Source organism: Pseudoxanthomonas kalamensis DSM 18571, assembly GCF_010211745.1.
In the GTDB taxonomy this organism is placed as follows: Bacteria; Pseudomonadota; Gammaproteobacteria; order Xanthomonadales; family Xanthomonadaceae; genus Pseudoxanthomonas_A; species Pseudoxanthomonas_A kalamensis.
This window is the reverse complement of record NZ_PDWQ01000001.1, coordinates 320,334-333,925: the sequence shown is the minus strand read 5'-3', so window position 1 is coordinate 333,925 and position 13,592 is coordinate 320,334. Positions and strand designations below refer to the sequence as shown.

Annotated in this window: 12 protein-coding genes; 9 read left to right on the top strand and 3 right to left on the bottom strand. The window is 68.1% G+C overall.

The window, feature by feature from the left end:
- Nucleotides 1-138 precede the first annotated feature (138 nt).
- From CSC70_RS01500 to CSC70_RS01475, 6 genes are all read left to right on the top strand, one after another.
- A complete protein-coding gene (locus CSC70_RS01500) occupies nucleotides 139-804 on the top strand; it encodes a response regulator transcription factor (protein ID WP_162454863.1) in 666 nt (221 codons plus the stop codon).
- Nucleotides 801-2,192: a sensor histidine kinase gene (locus CSC70_RS01495; protein ID WP_162454862.1), complete on the top strand. Its 1,392-nt coding sequence runs from the start codon at nucleotides 801-803 to the stop codon at nucleotides 2,190-2,192. Before CSC70_RS01500 ends, CSC70_RS01495 begins: the two co-directional genes overlap by 4 nt.
- Nucleotides 2,193-2,344: 152 nt before the next feature.
- On the top strand, nucleotides 2,345-3,490 hold the full coding sequence (locus tag CSC70_RS01490) for an efflux RND transporter periplasmic adaptor subunit (RefSeq protein WP_162454861.1): 1,146 nt from the start codon (nucleotides 2,345-2,347) through the stop codon (nucleotides 3,488-3,490).
- Between the two features lie 7 nt (nucleotides 3,491-3,497).
- Nucleotides 3,498-6,611 carry an efflux RND transporter permease subunit gene (locus CSC70_RS01485; protein WP_162454860.1) on the top strand — a complete coding sequence of 1,038 codons (3,114 nt, stop codon included), beginning with the start codon at nucleotides 3,498-3,500 and terminating at the stop codon, nucleotides 6,609-6,611.
- The gene (locus tag CSC70_RS01480) at nucleotides 6,608-6,913 is read left to right on the top strand and encodes a DUF3240 family protein (RefSeq protein WP_162454859.1); all 306 of its coding nucleotides are present in this window, start codon (nucleotides 6,608-6,610) and stop codon (nucleotides 6,911-6,913) included. Before CSC70_RS01485 ends, CSC70_RS01480 begins: the two co-directional genes overlap by 4 nt.
- Nucleotides 6,910-8,181: a TolC family protein gene (locus CSC70_RS01475; RefSeq protein WP_162454858.1), complete on the top strand. Its 1,272-nt coding sequence runs from the start codon at nucleotides 6,910-6,912 to the stop codon at nucleotides 8,179-8,181. The genes CSC70_RS01480 and CSC70_RS01475 overlap by 4 nt, the downstream gene beginning before the upstream one ends.
- A gap of 24 nt (nucleotides 8,182-8,205) precedes the next feature.
- On the opposite strand, the gene CSC70_RS01470 is transcribed toward CSC70_RS01475, so the two are convergent.
- Nucleotides 8,206-9,702 (bottom strand): coniferyl aldehyde dehydrogenase, encoded by a 1,497-nt coding sequence (locus CSC70_RS01470; protein WP_162454857.1) that lies wholly within the window; start codon nucleotides 9,700-9,702, stop codon nucleotides 8,206-8,208.
- 61 nt (nucleotides 9,703-9,763) lie between these two features.
- Between CSC70_RS01470 and CSC70_RS01465 the strand changes: the two genes are divergently transcribed.
- Nucleotides 9,764-10,303 carry a gamma carbonic anhydrase family protein gene (locus CSC70_RS01465; protein WP_162455316.1) on the top strand — a complete coding sequence of 180 codons (540 nt, stop codon included), beginning with the start codon at nucleotides 9,764-9,766 and terminating at the stop codon, nucleotides 10,301-10,303.
- A 388-nt stretch (nucleotides 10,304-10,691) separates the two neighbouring features.
- Nucleotides 10,692-11,309 (top strand): hypothetical protein, encoded by a 618-nt coding sequence (locus CSC70_RS01460; RefSeq protein ID WP_162454856.1) that lies wholly within the window; start codon nucleotides 10,692-10,694, stop codon nucleotides 11,307-11,309.
- 48 nt (nucleotides 11,310-11,357) lie between these two features.
- Here CSC70_RS01460 and CSC70_RS01455 read toward each other — a convergent pair whose 3' ends face one another.
- Nucleotides 11,358-11,831 (bottom strand): winged helix-turn-helix transcriptional regulator, encoded by a 474-nt coding sequence (locus CSC70_RS01455; protein WP_162454855.1) that lies wholly within the window; start codon nucleotides 11,829-11,831, stop codon nucleotides 11,358-11,360.
- Between the two features lie 148 nt (nucleotides 11,832-11,979).
- Here CSC70_RS01455 and CSC70_RS01450 point away from each other — a divergent pair, with 148 nt between their 5' ends.
- Nucleotides 11,980-13,236 carry a D-amino acid dehydrogenase gene (locus CSC70_RS01450; RefSeq protein ID WP_246189286.1) on the top strand — a complete coding sequence of 419 codons (1,257 nt, stop codon included), beginning with the start codon at nucleotides 11,980-11,982 and terminating at the stop codon, nucleotides 13,234-13,236.
- Nucleotides 13,237-13,246: 10 nt separating this feature from the next.
- On the opposite strand, the gene CSC70_RS01445 is transcribed toward CSC70_RS01450, so the two are convergent.
- Nucleotides 13,247-13,516 carry a YkgJ family cysteine cluster protein gene (locus CSC70_RS01445; protein ID WP_162455315.1) on the bottom strand — a complete coding sequence of 90 codons (270 nt, stop codon included), beginning with the start codon at nucleotides 13,514-13,516 and terminating at the stop codon, nucleotides 13,247-13,249.
- Nucleotides 13,517-13,592 lie beyond the last annotated feature (76 nt).

Sequence of the window (13,592 nt, the reverse complement as noted above, 5' to 3'; positions counted from 1 at the left end):
TGGCGATCTTCATGCGCCGATTCTAGCCCGCCGCGCCGCGAGTGCATGCCCCGACAGGTCACGTTGCGCGGGCGTGCTGCATTCTTCCAGAATGAAAGAATGCAGGCGCCGGCATTGCCGGGCCAACGGAGCGCGCACGTGAGGTTGCTGCTGGTCGAGGATTCCGAACCGCTGGTGCAGGCGCTGCAGCGCTACCTGCAGCAGGCCGGCTATGTCTGCGACGTGGCGGCCGACGGCGTGGCGGCGAACGATTTCCTGAATACGTACGATTACGACGCGGTGATCCTGGACCTGATGCTGCCGCGTCGCGACGGATTCGAGGTCTTGGGCGAATACCGCCAGCGGCAGGGTGCCGCACCGGTGCTGGTGCTGTCGGCGCGCGACCAGGTGCAGGACCGGGTGCAGGCGCTGGACGCCGGCGCCGACGACTACCTGGTCAAGCCGTTTTCGCTGGAGGAACTGCTGGCGCGGGTGCGGGCGCTGATGCGGCGGCCGGCGCAGCCGCTGGCCCCGGTCCTGCGCTGCGGTGCGCTGGAGGTGGATGCGCGTTCGCGCAGCGCGCGTTGGGGCGGGCAGGACCTGGGGCTGACGCCGAAGGAATACGGCCTGCTGGAATACTTGTTGCGCCAGCGTGGGCGGGTACTGTCGCGGGCCCGGATTTTCGAGCACCTGTACGACAGCAGCAGCGACGCCTCGGACAAGGTGGTGGAGGTGATCGTCAGCACCTTGCGCACCAAGCTGTCCCGCTTCGGTGGCGACGAGCTGATCCAGACCCGGCGCGGTTTCGGCTACGTGCTGCCATGAGTGCGGAGCCGGACTTCACCGCGCCGCGTCGCTGGTCGTTGCGCCGACGATTGACGATCGGCCTGGTGCTGGTCGTCGGCAGCGTGCTGGGCGGTATGTTCGTGGCGCTGGACTATTGGGTGGATGCGGAAATCTATCGCCGGCTGGACAACGTCCTGCTGGAGCGCGCGCGCGCCGTCGGCGGCGTTCTGCAGGCCCGCGATCTCCCGGTGCTGGAACAGCTGATGCCCGAATACGAGCCGCAGGGGCATACAGAATTCTTTACCGTATACGCGGCCGACGGGCATGTGCTGCTGCATTCTTCCAGCAGTGGCGGGGTGGCGCTGGACCCGGGACCGACGGGTCGGGGAACGCCGCGTTTCTACGACACCCGCCTGCCGGACGGACACGCAGGCCGTGCGCTGGCCACGCGCCTGCCAGGTGGCGGCGAAGCCTCGCGCCTGCTGGTGGTTGCCACCGAACGCGAGAGCTGGGACCGGACCGAACGCCGCGTGCATTTCCTGCTGATGGGCATGGTGGCGCTGGCGATGCTGCTCGTAGTCGGTCTGGTGCTGCTGATCCTGCAGCACCTGTTCGGCACCCTGGACCGTACCGCCGGTCAGGTCGCGCGGCTGGATGCGGACACGCCATTGCAGCCGATCGGCGCCGATTTCCCGGTCGAACTGGTGCCGTTCGCCGATGCCTTCAACCTGGGGATCCGTCGCCTGTATGCGGCCATTTCCCGCGAGCGACGCTTCGCCAGCGACGTGGCGCACGAATTGCGAACGCCGTTGGCGGAGATCCGCGCGCAGGCCGAATCGTCGCTGGCCAGCAACGATCCATCGCAGATGCGCGACAGCCTGCAGGCCTCGATCGAATCGACCGGGCGCATGCAGCGCAGCGTCGATACGCTGCTGTCGCTGGCGCGGCTGGAGTCGGGCCAGGAGCAGCCGGCGCTGGATCCGCTGGACCTGGTCCCGTTGCTGTCGCGCCTGCTGTCGGCCCTGCAACCCGCGGCAGCGATGCGTGGCCTGGTCCTGCATGCGGAATTGCCGGATGCGGCCTGGGTGCGCAGCGATATCGGCATCGTCGAACGGATCGTTTCCAACCTGTTGCGCAACGCGATCGAATACGCCCCGGCCGGCGGCACGATCGACTGTTGCCTTGAGGGCGGCGAAGACGGCTGGCGACTGAGGCTGGAGAACGCCGCCCCGGAACTGACCGCCGCCGACATCGACCGCTTCGGCGAACGCTTCTGGCGCAAGCATCCGGAAGGCGGCACCGCGCAGCACACCGGGCTGGGGCTGGCGCTTTCGCTGGGCCTGGCCGAGGCGCTGGCCCTGCCGGTGCGTTTCGCCCTGCATGCAGGGCGGCTGTCGGTACGGTTGGGGCCGTGGCCGGCGCTGTGATGTCGCACAGGCGGGGGCGCGTCGTCGCCTGAGCCGCCAAAGCTTGGCCAAAGCTTGGCTTGGCATCCTGCGGTCACTTCCCCCGGATCGCAGGAATCCCCGATGTTCCCGCCCGTCTTTCGTGCCTGTCGTCTTTCCACGCGGATGCGGCGATGAGCATCCTTCCCTTGTTGCGCAAGCGCACGGTCGGCCTGGTCATCGCGCTGGCGACCCTCGTGCTGCTGGCCTGGTGGTTGTGGCCGGGTGGCGAGGCCCCATCGCAGACGGAGACCCGGTCTTCGCTTGCCGATGACGGCAGCTTTGAACTGAGCGATACCCAGCTTCGCAACCAGGGCATCGAAAGCGCGCCGGTAACGGCGGCCGAAAGCATTCCGCTGCCGGGTTTGTCGGCGCAGGCCAATGCGCCGCTGGATGCCAGTGCGCAGGCAGTGGTGCCCTATGCCGGCGTGGTGACCCGGATCCTGGTGGACGAAGGCGCAACGGTGCATCGTGGCGAGCCGCTGGCGCGCATCCAGAGCCGCGAACTGCTGATGGCGCAGGCCGATGCCGCGCGCGCGCGCGGCGAAGCCGATGCGGCCGTGCGCCAGGCGCGCCGCGACGCCGCGTTGCTGGCCGAGGGCATCATTTCTGCTTCGCGCAACGAACAGAGCCGGGCCCGCGCCGCCGCCGCGGAAGCGGCGCGCCGGCAAGCCGAAGGCGCATTGGCGCAGGTGCGGCCGGTGGCCGGTGGACAGGCGGGCGAATACGCGCTGCTGGCGCCGATGGACGGCCGGGTGCTGCGACGGAAAATCGGTCCGGGGCAGGCGGTGGAGGCGCTGCAGCCGGCCTTCGTCGTCGCCGAGCCCGGTCCGCTGGATATCGAACTGGCGGTGCCGGTGCGGGTTCGTGCCCTGCTGGCGCCGGGATTGAGGGTGGATCTGCCCGATGGCAGCCACGCCGCAGTGGTCGCGGTCGGTGCCGATACCGATGTCGCCAGCCAGAGCCTGCGCTTGCGGGCGCGCGTGGACGGCGATGCTGCCCGCTACCTGCCGGGACAGCAGTTCAGCGCCAGCCTGTGGTTGCCGGCCCCCGAGGCGGCCTGGACGGTACCGACCGCTGCCCTGCTGCCGGCCGGTGACGGACACGTGCTGTATCGCATCGATGGCCGGCGGGTGAGGGCGGTGCCGGTGCAGGCCCTGCTTGGCGGCGACGACAGCGTGAGCGTGGTCCAGGCGACGGGACTGGATGCCGAGGCCCGCGTGGTCACCCGTGGCACCGTGCTGCTGAAGTCGCTGGTGCCCGCGGCAGCGATGGAGTGAGCCGCCGATGCTTTCGCGCCTGATCGAATTCTCGTTGCGCCAGCGCGTGTTGGTGTTGCTGGCCGCCGCCGCCCTGGCCGGTGCCGGCGTGGTCGCCTTCCTGCGCTTGCCCATCGATGCCTATCCGAACATCTCCCCGGCCCAGGTCAAGCTGATCCTGAAGGCGCCGGGGATGACGCCGGAGGAAGTCGAATCGCGGGTGATCGCGCCGCTGGAGATGGAACTGCTGGGCGTGCCGCAAGGCACCATGCTGCGATCCACCGCCAAGTACGCCATCGCCGACATGACCCTCGACTTTGCCGAGGGCACCGACATCTACTGGGCGCGCCAGCAGGTGGCCGAGCGCTACGCCAACGTCGCCGGCAGCCTGCCGGGCGATGTCGGGGGCGGGCTGGCGCCGATTTCCACGCCGCTGTCGGACGTGTTCATGTTCACCATCGAAGGCGGCGACCTGAGCCTGGCCGAACGCCGGACCCTGCTCGACTGGACCCTGCGCCCGGCCCTGCGCACCCTGCCGGGAGTGGCCGACGTCAACGTGCTGGGTGGGCAGGCGCGCAGCTTCGTGGTGATTCCCGACCGCGCGCGCCTGGCGACGCTGGGCCTGCATTTTCGCGATGTGGTCGATGCCGTCGAGCGCAATAATCGCAACGATGGCGCCGGCCGCCTCGATGCCGGCGAGGAAGCCCTGATCGTGCGTACCGAAGGCGCCATCCGCGTCCCCGAGGACCTGGCCGCGGTGGTGATCCGCAGCGGCGGCAATGGCGCGGCACCGGTACGGCTTGGCGACGTGGCACAGGTACGCACCGAGGCGCTGACCCGCTATGGCGCGGTCAGCCGCGACGGCCGCGGCGAGGCGGTGGAAGGCATCGTCGTCGCCCTGCGCGGCGCCGATGCCTCGACCCTGGTCAAGTCCATCCGCGCGCGCCTGGACGAACTGGCGCCCAGCCTGCCGCCGGGGGTGAAGGTGGTGCCGTTCTACGACCGCAGCGTGCTGATCGGCCGTGCGGTCAGCACGGTCGAGCACGCGCTGCTCGAGGCCACCGTGCTGGTGGTGATCCTGCTGCTGTTGTTCCTAGGTGAATTCCGTGCCGCGCTGGTGGTGGCGTTGATGCTGCCGCTGGCCGCGCTGGGCACCTTCCTGCTGATGCGGCTGACCGGAATGAGCGCCAACCTGATGAGCCTGGGCGGGCTGGCCATCGCCATCGGCATGCTGGTCGATGCGGCGGTGGTGGTGGTCGAGAATGCGGTCAGCCGGCTCGATCCGGATGCCGGCAGCGCGCAGCTGCCGCGCGTGCACCGGGTCTATGCCGCCGCGCGCGAAGTCGCCACCCCGGTCGCTGCCGGCATCCTGATCATCTGCCTGACCTTCATGCCGCTACTGACCCTGCAGGGGCTGGAAGGCAAGCTGTTCGCACCGGTGGCGCTGACCATCGTGTTTGCCCTTGGCGTGTCGCTGCTGCTGTCGCTGACCATGGTGCCGGTGCTGGCGTCGCTGCTGCTGAAGGAACACGCGCACCGCGAACCGTGGCTGATGCGTCAGCTCGACCGCCTGTACCGGCCATTGCTGGAGACGGCGCTGGCGCGGCCGGCCGCGGCGTTGTCGCTGGCCGGAGCGGCCCTGCTGCTGGGCGTGCTGGCTTATCTGGGTACCGGCAAGACCTTCATGCCGACCATGGACGAGGGCGACATCCTGCTGCAGTTGCAGAAGCCGGCGTCGATCGCGCTGGAGCCATCGTTGCAGATCGATCTGGCGGTGGAGCGCGCGATTGCCGAAAAGGTGCCGGAGGTGCGCCACAGCATCGGCCGGGTCGGCTCCGACGAGCTGGGTCTGGATCCGATGGGCTTGAACGAAACCGACCTGTTCATGGAATTGAAGCCGCGCAACGAGTGGCGCAAGTCCGACAAGCAATGGCTGACCGACCGGATCCGCGAGGTGATGGACGACTTCCCCGGTGTCGAGTTCGGCTTCACCCAGCCGATCGAGATGCGGGTGTCGGAAATGCTGACCGGCAGCCGCGGCGACGTGGCGATCAAGATCTTCGGCCCGGACCTGAACGTGCTGGGCGACCTGGCCGAGCGCATCGCCGCGGTGATCGAACGCACGCCCGGTGCGCAGGACGTGCTGACCCAGGCCACCGATGGCGTGCAGTACCTGCAGGTCAAGGTCGATGCGCAGGCGGCCGGCCGCGCCGGGCTGGCGGTGACCGATGTGCAGGACGAACTGCGCGCGCAGCTGGAGGGGGTCCCGGCCGGCACGGTGATCGAGCCGGACAAGCGGACTCCGATCCTGGTCCGCGGCGACGCGCAGGTTCGCGGTTCGGTGGAACGCTTCTCCGACCTGCGCATTGCCCGCGGCGACGAGGGCGAAGTGCCGCTGAGCACGTTGGCGCGCATTGCCCCGACTTCCGGCCCGGTGCGGGTCAATCGCGAGAACGGCTCGCGCTTTGCCCTGATCCAGTCCAACGTGCGCGGCCGCGACCTGGTCGGCTTCGTCGAGGAGGCGCGCGCCGCGGTGGCCCGCGAGGTGCCGTTGCCGCCGGGTTATCGGCTGGCGTGGGGCGGGCAGTTCGAGAACCAGCAGCGCGCCGCCGCCCGCCTGGGTCTGGTGGTGCCGGTGGCGCTGGGGCTGATCTTCGTGGTGCTGTTCATGACCTTCGGATCGGTGCGACAGGCGCTGCTGATCCTGGGCAACGTGCCGTTCGCGCTGGTCGGCGGCATTCTCGCCCTGTGGCTGTCCGGCCAGTACCTGTCGGTGCCGGCCTCGGTGGGATTCATCGCCCTGCTCGGTATCGCCGTGCTCAACGGTCTGGTGCTGGTGTCCCATTTCAACCAGTTGCATGCGCAGGGCCTGCCGATGGAGCGGGTGGTGCGCGAGGGCGCCTGGCGGCGACTGCGCCCGGTGCTGATGACCGCCACCATCGCCGCTTTCGGCCTGGTGCCGCTGCTGCTGGCCTCCGGTCCCGGTTCGGAAATCCAGCGCCCGCTGGCGATCGTGGTGATCGGCGGGCTGGTCTCGTCCACCGCGCTGACCTTGCTGCTGCTGCCGGTGCTGTATCGGCGCTATGGACATGAACCGGCGCCGACGCCGATGGCCGCCCCCGTCCGGAGGGCCGACGCATGACCGCCCGTGTCCGCCTGAACCTGGTTTTCCCGCCCGGCCTTGAAGACGTCGTGACCGAGGCGATGATCGCCGACCCGACCCTGCCGGGCTTCACCCTGCTGCATGCCGAAGGGCACAGCAGCAACTTCGCCCATGCCTCGGCCGGCGAACAGGTGCGTGGCCGGGTCGAGCGCCGCGTGCTGTGGGTGGTGATCGAGCACGATCAGCTCGAGCACGTGCTGTCGGCGTTGCGCGCGCGGATCGCTGCGCCCGAGGTGCAGTGGTGGGTGGAGCCGGTGCTGGACGGCGGGAGGCTGGCATGAAGCGCGCCTGCCGTTTCGCCGCGGCTCTGCTGGCCGTGTTGCCGCCGGTGCTGCAGGCGCAGGACTACCTGCCGCCGGACGAACTGATCGGCCCGGCCCTGCTGGCGCGACCGGAAGTGCGCGCCGCCGCCGCCCGGGTCGATGCCGCCGGCGCCGGCGCGCGGGCATTGGGTGCGGGCAGCAACGAGTTCGAGGCATTGCTGATTCCGCAGCGGCGCAATACCGACCACGAGGGCGATTTCAACGAATGGGAGGCGCAGCTCAGCCGGCGCATCCGCCTGCCCGGCAAGGCGCGACTGGACCGCGAGATTGGCGGCCACCTGTCCACCGGCGCCGACCTGCGCCTGGACGATGCCGAGCACCAGGCCGCGCGACGCCTGCTGGTGTTGTGGATGGACTGGTTGCGGACCGGTCGGACATGGGCTGAACTCGATCGGCAGCAGCAGTTGTTGCAACGCGAGCGCGACGCATTGGCGCGGCGGCTGGCGCTGGGCGATGTCGCACAGCGCCAGCTGGACCTGTTCGAAGCCGAGCTGGCCCGGCTGCAGGCGCAGGCGATCGTCGCCGAAGCGGCGGCGGCGGCGGCGCGACAGGCGCTGGCCGGCGAATTCCCGCAACTGCCGGTGCCCGCGCGGTTGCCGGCCCTGCCCGAGCCGCAGCCGCTGCCCGGTGGCAGTGAAGCCTGGCGGCAGCTGATCGTCGAGCGCAGCCACGAGATCGGCATCGCCCGCGAGGACGCCCTGCGCCAGCGCGCGCAGGCCGACCGCGCACGCGCCGATCGCCGTCCCGATCCCAGCCTGGGCTTGCGAGTCATGGACGAACGCGGCGGCATGGAGCGCAGCATCGGCCTGGTGCTCAGCGTGCCGATCGGCAGCCGCTACCGCAGCGCCGTGGCCGACGGCGAAGCGGCCAATGCCACCGCAGCCGAGGTCGAGGCCGACGGCGTGCGCCGGATGGTCGAACAGGAGGCGTGGATGACCACCCGCGCGGCCGATGCGGCGCTGGCGCAATGGCAGGCGCAGCAGCGCGCGCTGCAGGCGCAGGAGGCGGCCAGCGCGCGCGCGCGCCGGGCCTGGGAACTCGGCGAAAGCGATCTGGGCGAATACCTGCTGTCGCAGCGCAACCAGCGCCAGGCAGCGCTGGATGAGGCGACCGCGCGAATCGGCGCACTGGAAGCCGGCTTGCGCGTGCGCGTGGACAGCCATGAACTGTGGCACCCGGACCTGCCGCTGGATGGCCACGATCACGATCACGGCGACCTGCGCTGAGGAAGCGGACGTTCCGCTGCGTGTTCAGCGCACCAGGAAATCGATGAACCTGGCCACTTTCGTGTACGGCGGCTTGAGCATGTCGCTGCCGGCGCGGCGCGGTTGCCACAGGATCGGCAGCAGCTTGCTCATCGAGTCGAAGCCGATCCGGCCGTGATAGGCACCCATGCCGCTGGGGCCAATGCCGCCGAACGGCAGCGCGTTGATGCCGAAGTGCAGCAGGCTGTCGTTGACGGTGACGCCGCCGGCCAGGGTGCGCTGTAGGATCTGTTCGACCTGCTCGCGCCGGTGGCTGAAGGGATACAGCGCCAGCGGCCGGTCGTGGGCGTTGACGTAGTCGATTGCCGCGTCCAGCGAGTCCACCCCGATCACCGGCAGGATCGGGCCGAAGATCTCCTCCTGCATGACGCGGGCATCGTCGCCCGGGTCCAGCACCACGGTCGGCGGCAGCAGCCGTTGCGCGGGATCGGCACGGCCGGCCAGGGTCAGCACGTTCAGGCCACGCGCTTGCGCATCGTCCAGGTAACCCTGCAGGCGTGCGTACTGGCCATCGTTGACCACGCGGGTGTAGTCGGCCGGGTCGGACAGGTCGCCGTAGCGGGCGAGGGCCTGCTGGCGCAGGGCTTCGACGAAGGCGTCGCGGCGTGATCGATTGATCAGCACGTAATCCGGGGCGATGCAGGTCTGCCCGCAGTTGAACCACTTGCCGGTGGCCAGGCGCGCGGTGGCCTGCTCCAGCGGATAGTCGTCGCAGACGATGGCCGGCGACTTGCCGCCCAGCTCCAGCGTCAGCGGGGTCAGGTGGGCGGCGGCGGCGGCCATCACCTTGCGACCGACCGCGGTGGAGCCGGTAAAGACCAGATGGTCGAACGGCAGTGCGGCGAAGGCCGAGCCGATCTCGGCGCCGCCGCTGGCCACGGCGACGCGGTCGGCGGGGAACACTTCGGCCAGCAGCTCACGCAGGAACTCGGTGGTGCGCGGGGTGTGCTCGGACGGCTTCAGGTAGACGTGGTTGCCGGCGGCGATGGCGGTGGCGAGCGGAATCAGCGCCAGGTTGACCGGGTAATTCCACGGCGCGATCACCCCGACCACGCCGACCGGCTCGGGTCGCACTTCGGCGCGCGCCGGCCAGAAGCGCCAGCCGACGCCGACCCGACGTGGCCTCATCCAGCCGCGCAGGTGCTTGCGCAGGTGGTCGATCTCGGTCAGCACGGTCATGCCGTCGGCGATGCGGGTTTCGTGCAGCGAGCGGTGGCCGAAGTCGGCGGCCACCACCGACGCCATTTCGTCCATGCGCCGCTTCAGCGCGTCGCGCAGGCGCTGCAGGTCGTCGCGGCGCTGTTGCAGGTCGGGCTTGCGCGCCTGCCAGGCCGCGCGCAGGCGCTCGAGCGTGGGCCGCAGTTCGGGCACGGCGGTTTCGCCTTGCGGCGCGGGCCCACCCGCCGCAGGCCGTGTTTGCCCCGAGGCGGCATTGGCCGCGGTCAGCGTGGCGTTGGCGGCGGTCGTGGCAGCGGTGTTCATGCCGCGAGTGTAGACGCGCCGGCGCGGGCCGGCGCACTACAATGGCGGCATGAATGCGGACCTGACCTCGCTGCGCCCCTATCTTGGCCGGCTTCCCACCCTGGGCCAGCGCGTCTACGTCGACCCGGCGGCCACCGTGATCGGCGACGTGGTGCTGGGCGACGACGTGTCGATCTGGCCGGCCTGCGTGGTGCGCGGCGACGTCAACTACATCCGCATCGGCGCGCGCAGCAACGTGCAGGACGGCACCGTCATCCACGTCAGCCACGACGGTCCGCACTCGCGGCTGGGCGGTTTCGCCACCCTCATCGGCGAGGACGTCACCATCGGCCATAAGGCGCTGATCCACGCCTGCACCATCGGCGACGCCAGCCTGATCGGTATGGGCGCGATCGTGCTCGACGGCGCGGTGGTGGAAAAGAACGGCTTCGTCGGTGCCGGCGCAGTGGTCGGTCCAGGCAAGACGGTCGGCGAAGGCGAACTGTGGCTGGGCAACCCGGCACGCTTCGTGCGCAAGCTGACGCCCGAGCAGATCGAGGGTCTGCTGTATTCAGCCCAGCATTATGTGCGGTTGAAGGATCGTTACTTGGATGCGGTTTAAGGCTAGTTAGGCGCTAAGTTTATGGGCTGGACATTCCGCAATTCAAAGTTTGAGCCTGGCGCCGTACATGCCGACGGAAATAACGTCGCATGGAACTGCTCAGAGTGTGGCCACCCTGTATTGTTCGTTTACCAGAGTGGTCGAGTCGGATCTAGTTGTGACAATCCTTCGTCATGCGGCAAGTGTGGGGCACAATTTTTCTTGAACCCGCCTCACGGTTCAAAGACAGAGCCACCTGCAGGGCAGCCCGAGTCACCTGCGAAAATCATGCGAATAGTTCGAGTCCCTTGAGGGCCGCGTCTAATAATTTATTCAATCCGTGCCCGCTCAGCGGGCCGGCTTAACTCATGTGTTAGGTGTCATGGTTGTAATTTCGCTGGGATGAATAATGAAAGATTACACACTTTCTGAGTTCCACCAGAACAACAATCGAGTAAGTAATCTGGTCGCAGTCTACGAGGCATCCCAAAGCACTCGGCGGCAAGGGCGACGGGATGCAAAATCTGCTGACCCACTACGAGCTGCCGTTGTCTTTCTGCACAGTGCTCTAGAGGAGGTGTTTCGCAATCTATTTCTCTGGAAGCTTCCGTCTGGCAGTCGCGAATCGCTAAATTTAGTGCCACTAGTCGGAATGCCTGCGAATCAGCGCGCCAAGTCATTCTTACTCGGTGACCTTCTCCCCTATGAGGGGCAGTTTGTCCACAACATCATCCGCGATTCGATTGACGCCTACGTCGACCAGATGAACCTAAATGGTATCCAAGATGTCTGTAGCAACCTGAGAATGGTCGGAATCGAAAGCGCGCAATTTGATCATTTCTATCCAAAGCTAGCCAAGTGCATGGCTCGTCGTCACCAAATCGTGCACCAAATGGACCGTAATCACGCGGTAGGCACCGGCAATGCTCGTGTTCAAAGCATTTCGGTAAATCAGGTTCGCGATTGGCAGGAGAACACAAAGCGATTTGTACAAGAAGTGGTTGAGGTTGCCGACAACGGTACCTAACATTCATTCAACCCGAACCAGCTTCGAGGATCGGCTTGATTCAGGCGTTCAGTCCGCCACCGGCAGGCTCAGGGTTTCCTTGACCTCTTCCATCACGATGTAGCTTTTTGACTCGCGCACGTGCGGCATGGTCAGCAGCGAGCTGCCCAGCAGCGTGCGGTAGGCGGCCATCTCGTCGATCCGCGCCTTGATCAGGTAGTCGAAGTCACCGCTGACCAGGTGGCATTCCAGCACGTTGGGCAACTTCATCGCGGCGCGGCGGAATTCCTCGAAGATGTCGCCGGACTTGTAGGCCAGGCTGATTTCGACGAACACCAGCAGGCCGGCCTGCAACCGCTGCGGGTCCAGTCGCGCGTGGTAGCCGGTGATCACGCCCTCGCGTTCCAGCCAGCGCACGCGCTCGGTGCAGGGGGTGGTGGACAGCCCGACCCGCTCGCCCAGTTCGGTGAACGAGATGCGTCCTTCCTGCTGCAGGATGCGCAGGATCCTGCGGTCGATCTTGTCCAAGGCGCGCGGGCGCATAGGCGATTCCTGTATTCGTGGGTCACGGCGGGAATTATCACTGGAAACTGGTTGCATATTGGCGAATGTTCCTGAGCTTTCGTCCATATACTTGCCTGCAGGGCGGGGATTCTTTCCCTTGGCAGGGAAATGTCCTGTGGGGTGCGCGATGCGGGTGATGGTTCTTGGTGGCGGCGTGATCGGCACGACCAGTGCCTGGTATCTGGCCCGCGCCGGATTCGACGTGGTCGTGGTCGATCGCCAGCCGACGGCCGCGCTGGAAACCAGTTACGGCAATGCCGGCCAACTGTCGTTCGGCTACGTTGCCCCGTGGGCGGCACCGGGCATCCCGCTGAAGGCGCTGAAGTGGCTGTTCCAGCGCCACGCGCCGCTTGCGATCTGGCCGACCGCCGATCCGCTGCAGTACCGCTGGATGCTGCAGATGCTGCGCAACTGCACCGCCGGCCGCTATGCGGTCAACAAGGCGCGGATGGTGCGCGTGTGCGAATACAGCCGGCAGTGCCTGGACGCATTGCGCGCCGAGACCGGGATCGACTACGAAGGCCGCCAGCTCGGCACCCTGCAACTGTTCCGTACCCAGGCGCAGCTGGACGCCGCCGCCGCCGATGTCGCCGTGCTGGAACGGATGGGCGTGCCGCACGAACTGCTGGACGCGGCCGGCATCGCCCGCCACGAGCCGGCGCTGGCCGCCGCGCCGACCCGCTTCGCCGGCGCCTTGCGCACGCCCAACGACCAGACCGGCGACTGCCACCTGTTCACCCAGCGGCTGGCCGCACTGGCCGAAGCGGCCGGCGTCGAATTTCGCCACGGCCGGACCATCGAGGCGCTGGAGCATGACGGCCAGCGCGTCGTCGGCGTGCGCATCGACGGCAAGCGCGAAAGCGCCGACCGCTACGTGCTGGCGTTGGGCAGCCATTCGCCGCAGATGCTCGCGCCGCTGGGACTGCGCCTGCCGGTGTATCCGCTGAAGGGCTATTCGCTGACGATCCCGGTCACCGACGAAACCATGGCCCCGGTATCGACGGTGCTGGACGAGAGCTACAAGGTCGCCATCACCCGTTTCGACCGACGCATCCGCGTCGGCGGCATGGCCGAGGTATCCGGTTTCGACCTGTCGCTGTCGCCGCGCCGAAGGCAGACCCTGGAACAGGTGGTGAACCAGCTGTACCCGCGTGGCGGCGAGCTGTCGCAAGCCGAGTTCTGGACCGGGTTGCGACCGGCCACCCCGGACGGCACGCCGGTGATCGGCGCGACCCGCTACCGCAACCTGTACACCAACACCGGCCACGGCACCCTGGGCTGGACCATGGCCTGCGGCTCGGGCAGTTATCTGGCCGACCTGGTCGGCGGGCGTACGCCGGCGATCGACGGCGAGGGGCTGGACATCGGCCGCTACGGCGGCTGATCGGGTCGGGCTACGGCTGCGTCGCCGTTTCCAGCGCTGACAGCAGGGACATCGCTTCGTCGCGGTCGCGGCCGCACATGTCGGGGCCGGGGCGCAGGCGGATGCAGAAGGCCGGGCGTTCCGGCCGACCGAACAACCGGCATCGCATCGCATCGTCCAGTTGCACGCAGCGCACGCCGGCCGGTTTGCCGTTCGGCATGCCGGGAATCGGCGAGGCGATCGACGGCGCGATGCAACAGGCGCCGCAGCCGCTGCGGCAGGGAAAAACATCGGACGACATGGCCGCGAAGTGTAGCGAGCAGAACAGCGGCGGGGTAAAGTCGTGGCTGGGGACGCACACGGGAGTGCAGGTCGTT

Bases quoted from the DNA above. Each gene is read 5' to 3' on its own strand.
- CSC70_RS01450 (WP_246189286.1), top strand. From the start codon at position 11,980: ATGCGGGTGATGGTTCTTGGTGGCGGCGTGATCGGCACGACCAGTGCC.
- CSC70_RS01460 (WP_162454856.1), top strand. From the start codon at position 10,692: ATGAAAGATTACACACTTTCTGAGTTCCACCAGAACAACAATCGAGTA.
- CSC70_RS01495 (WP_162454862.1), top strand. From the start codon at position 801: ATGAGTGCGGAGCCGGACTTCACCGCGCCGCGTCGCTGGTCGTTGCGC.
- CSC70_RS01445 (WP_162455315.1), bottom strand. From the start codon at position 13,516: ATGTCGTCCGATGTTTTTCCCTGCCGCAGCGGCTGCGGCGCCTGTTGC.
- CSC70_RS01475 (WP_162454858.1), top strand. From the start codon at position 6,910: ATGAAGCGCGCCTGCCGTTTCGCCGCGGCTCTGCTGGCCGTGTTGCCG.
- CSC70_RS01485 (WP_162454860.1), top strand. From the start codon at position 3,498: ATGCTTTCGCGCCTGATCGAATTCTCGTTGCGCCAGCGCGTGTTGGTG.
- CSC70_RS01470 (WP_162454857.1), bottom strand. From the start codon at position 9,702: ATGAACACCGCTGCCACGACCGCCGCCAACGCCACGCTGACCGCGGCC.
- CSC70_RS01490 (WP_162454861.1), top strand. From the start codon at position 2,345: ATGAGCATCCTTCCCTTGTTGCGCAAGCGCACGGTCGGCCTGGTCATC.
- CSC70_RS01480 (WP_162454859.1), top strand. From the start codon at position 6,608: ATGACCGCCCGTGTCCGCCTGAACCTGGTTTTCCCGCCCGGCCTTGAA.
- CSC70_RS01455 (WP_162454855.1), bottom strand. From the start codon at position 11,831: ATGCGCCCGCGCGCCTTGGACAAGATCGACCGCAGGATCCTGCGCATC.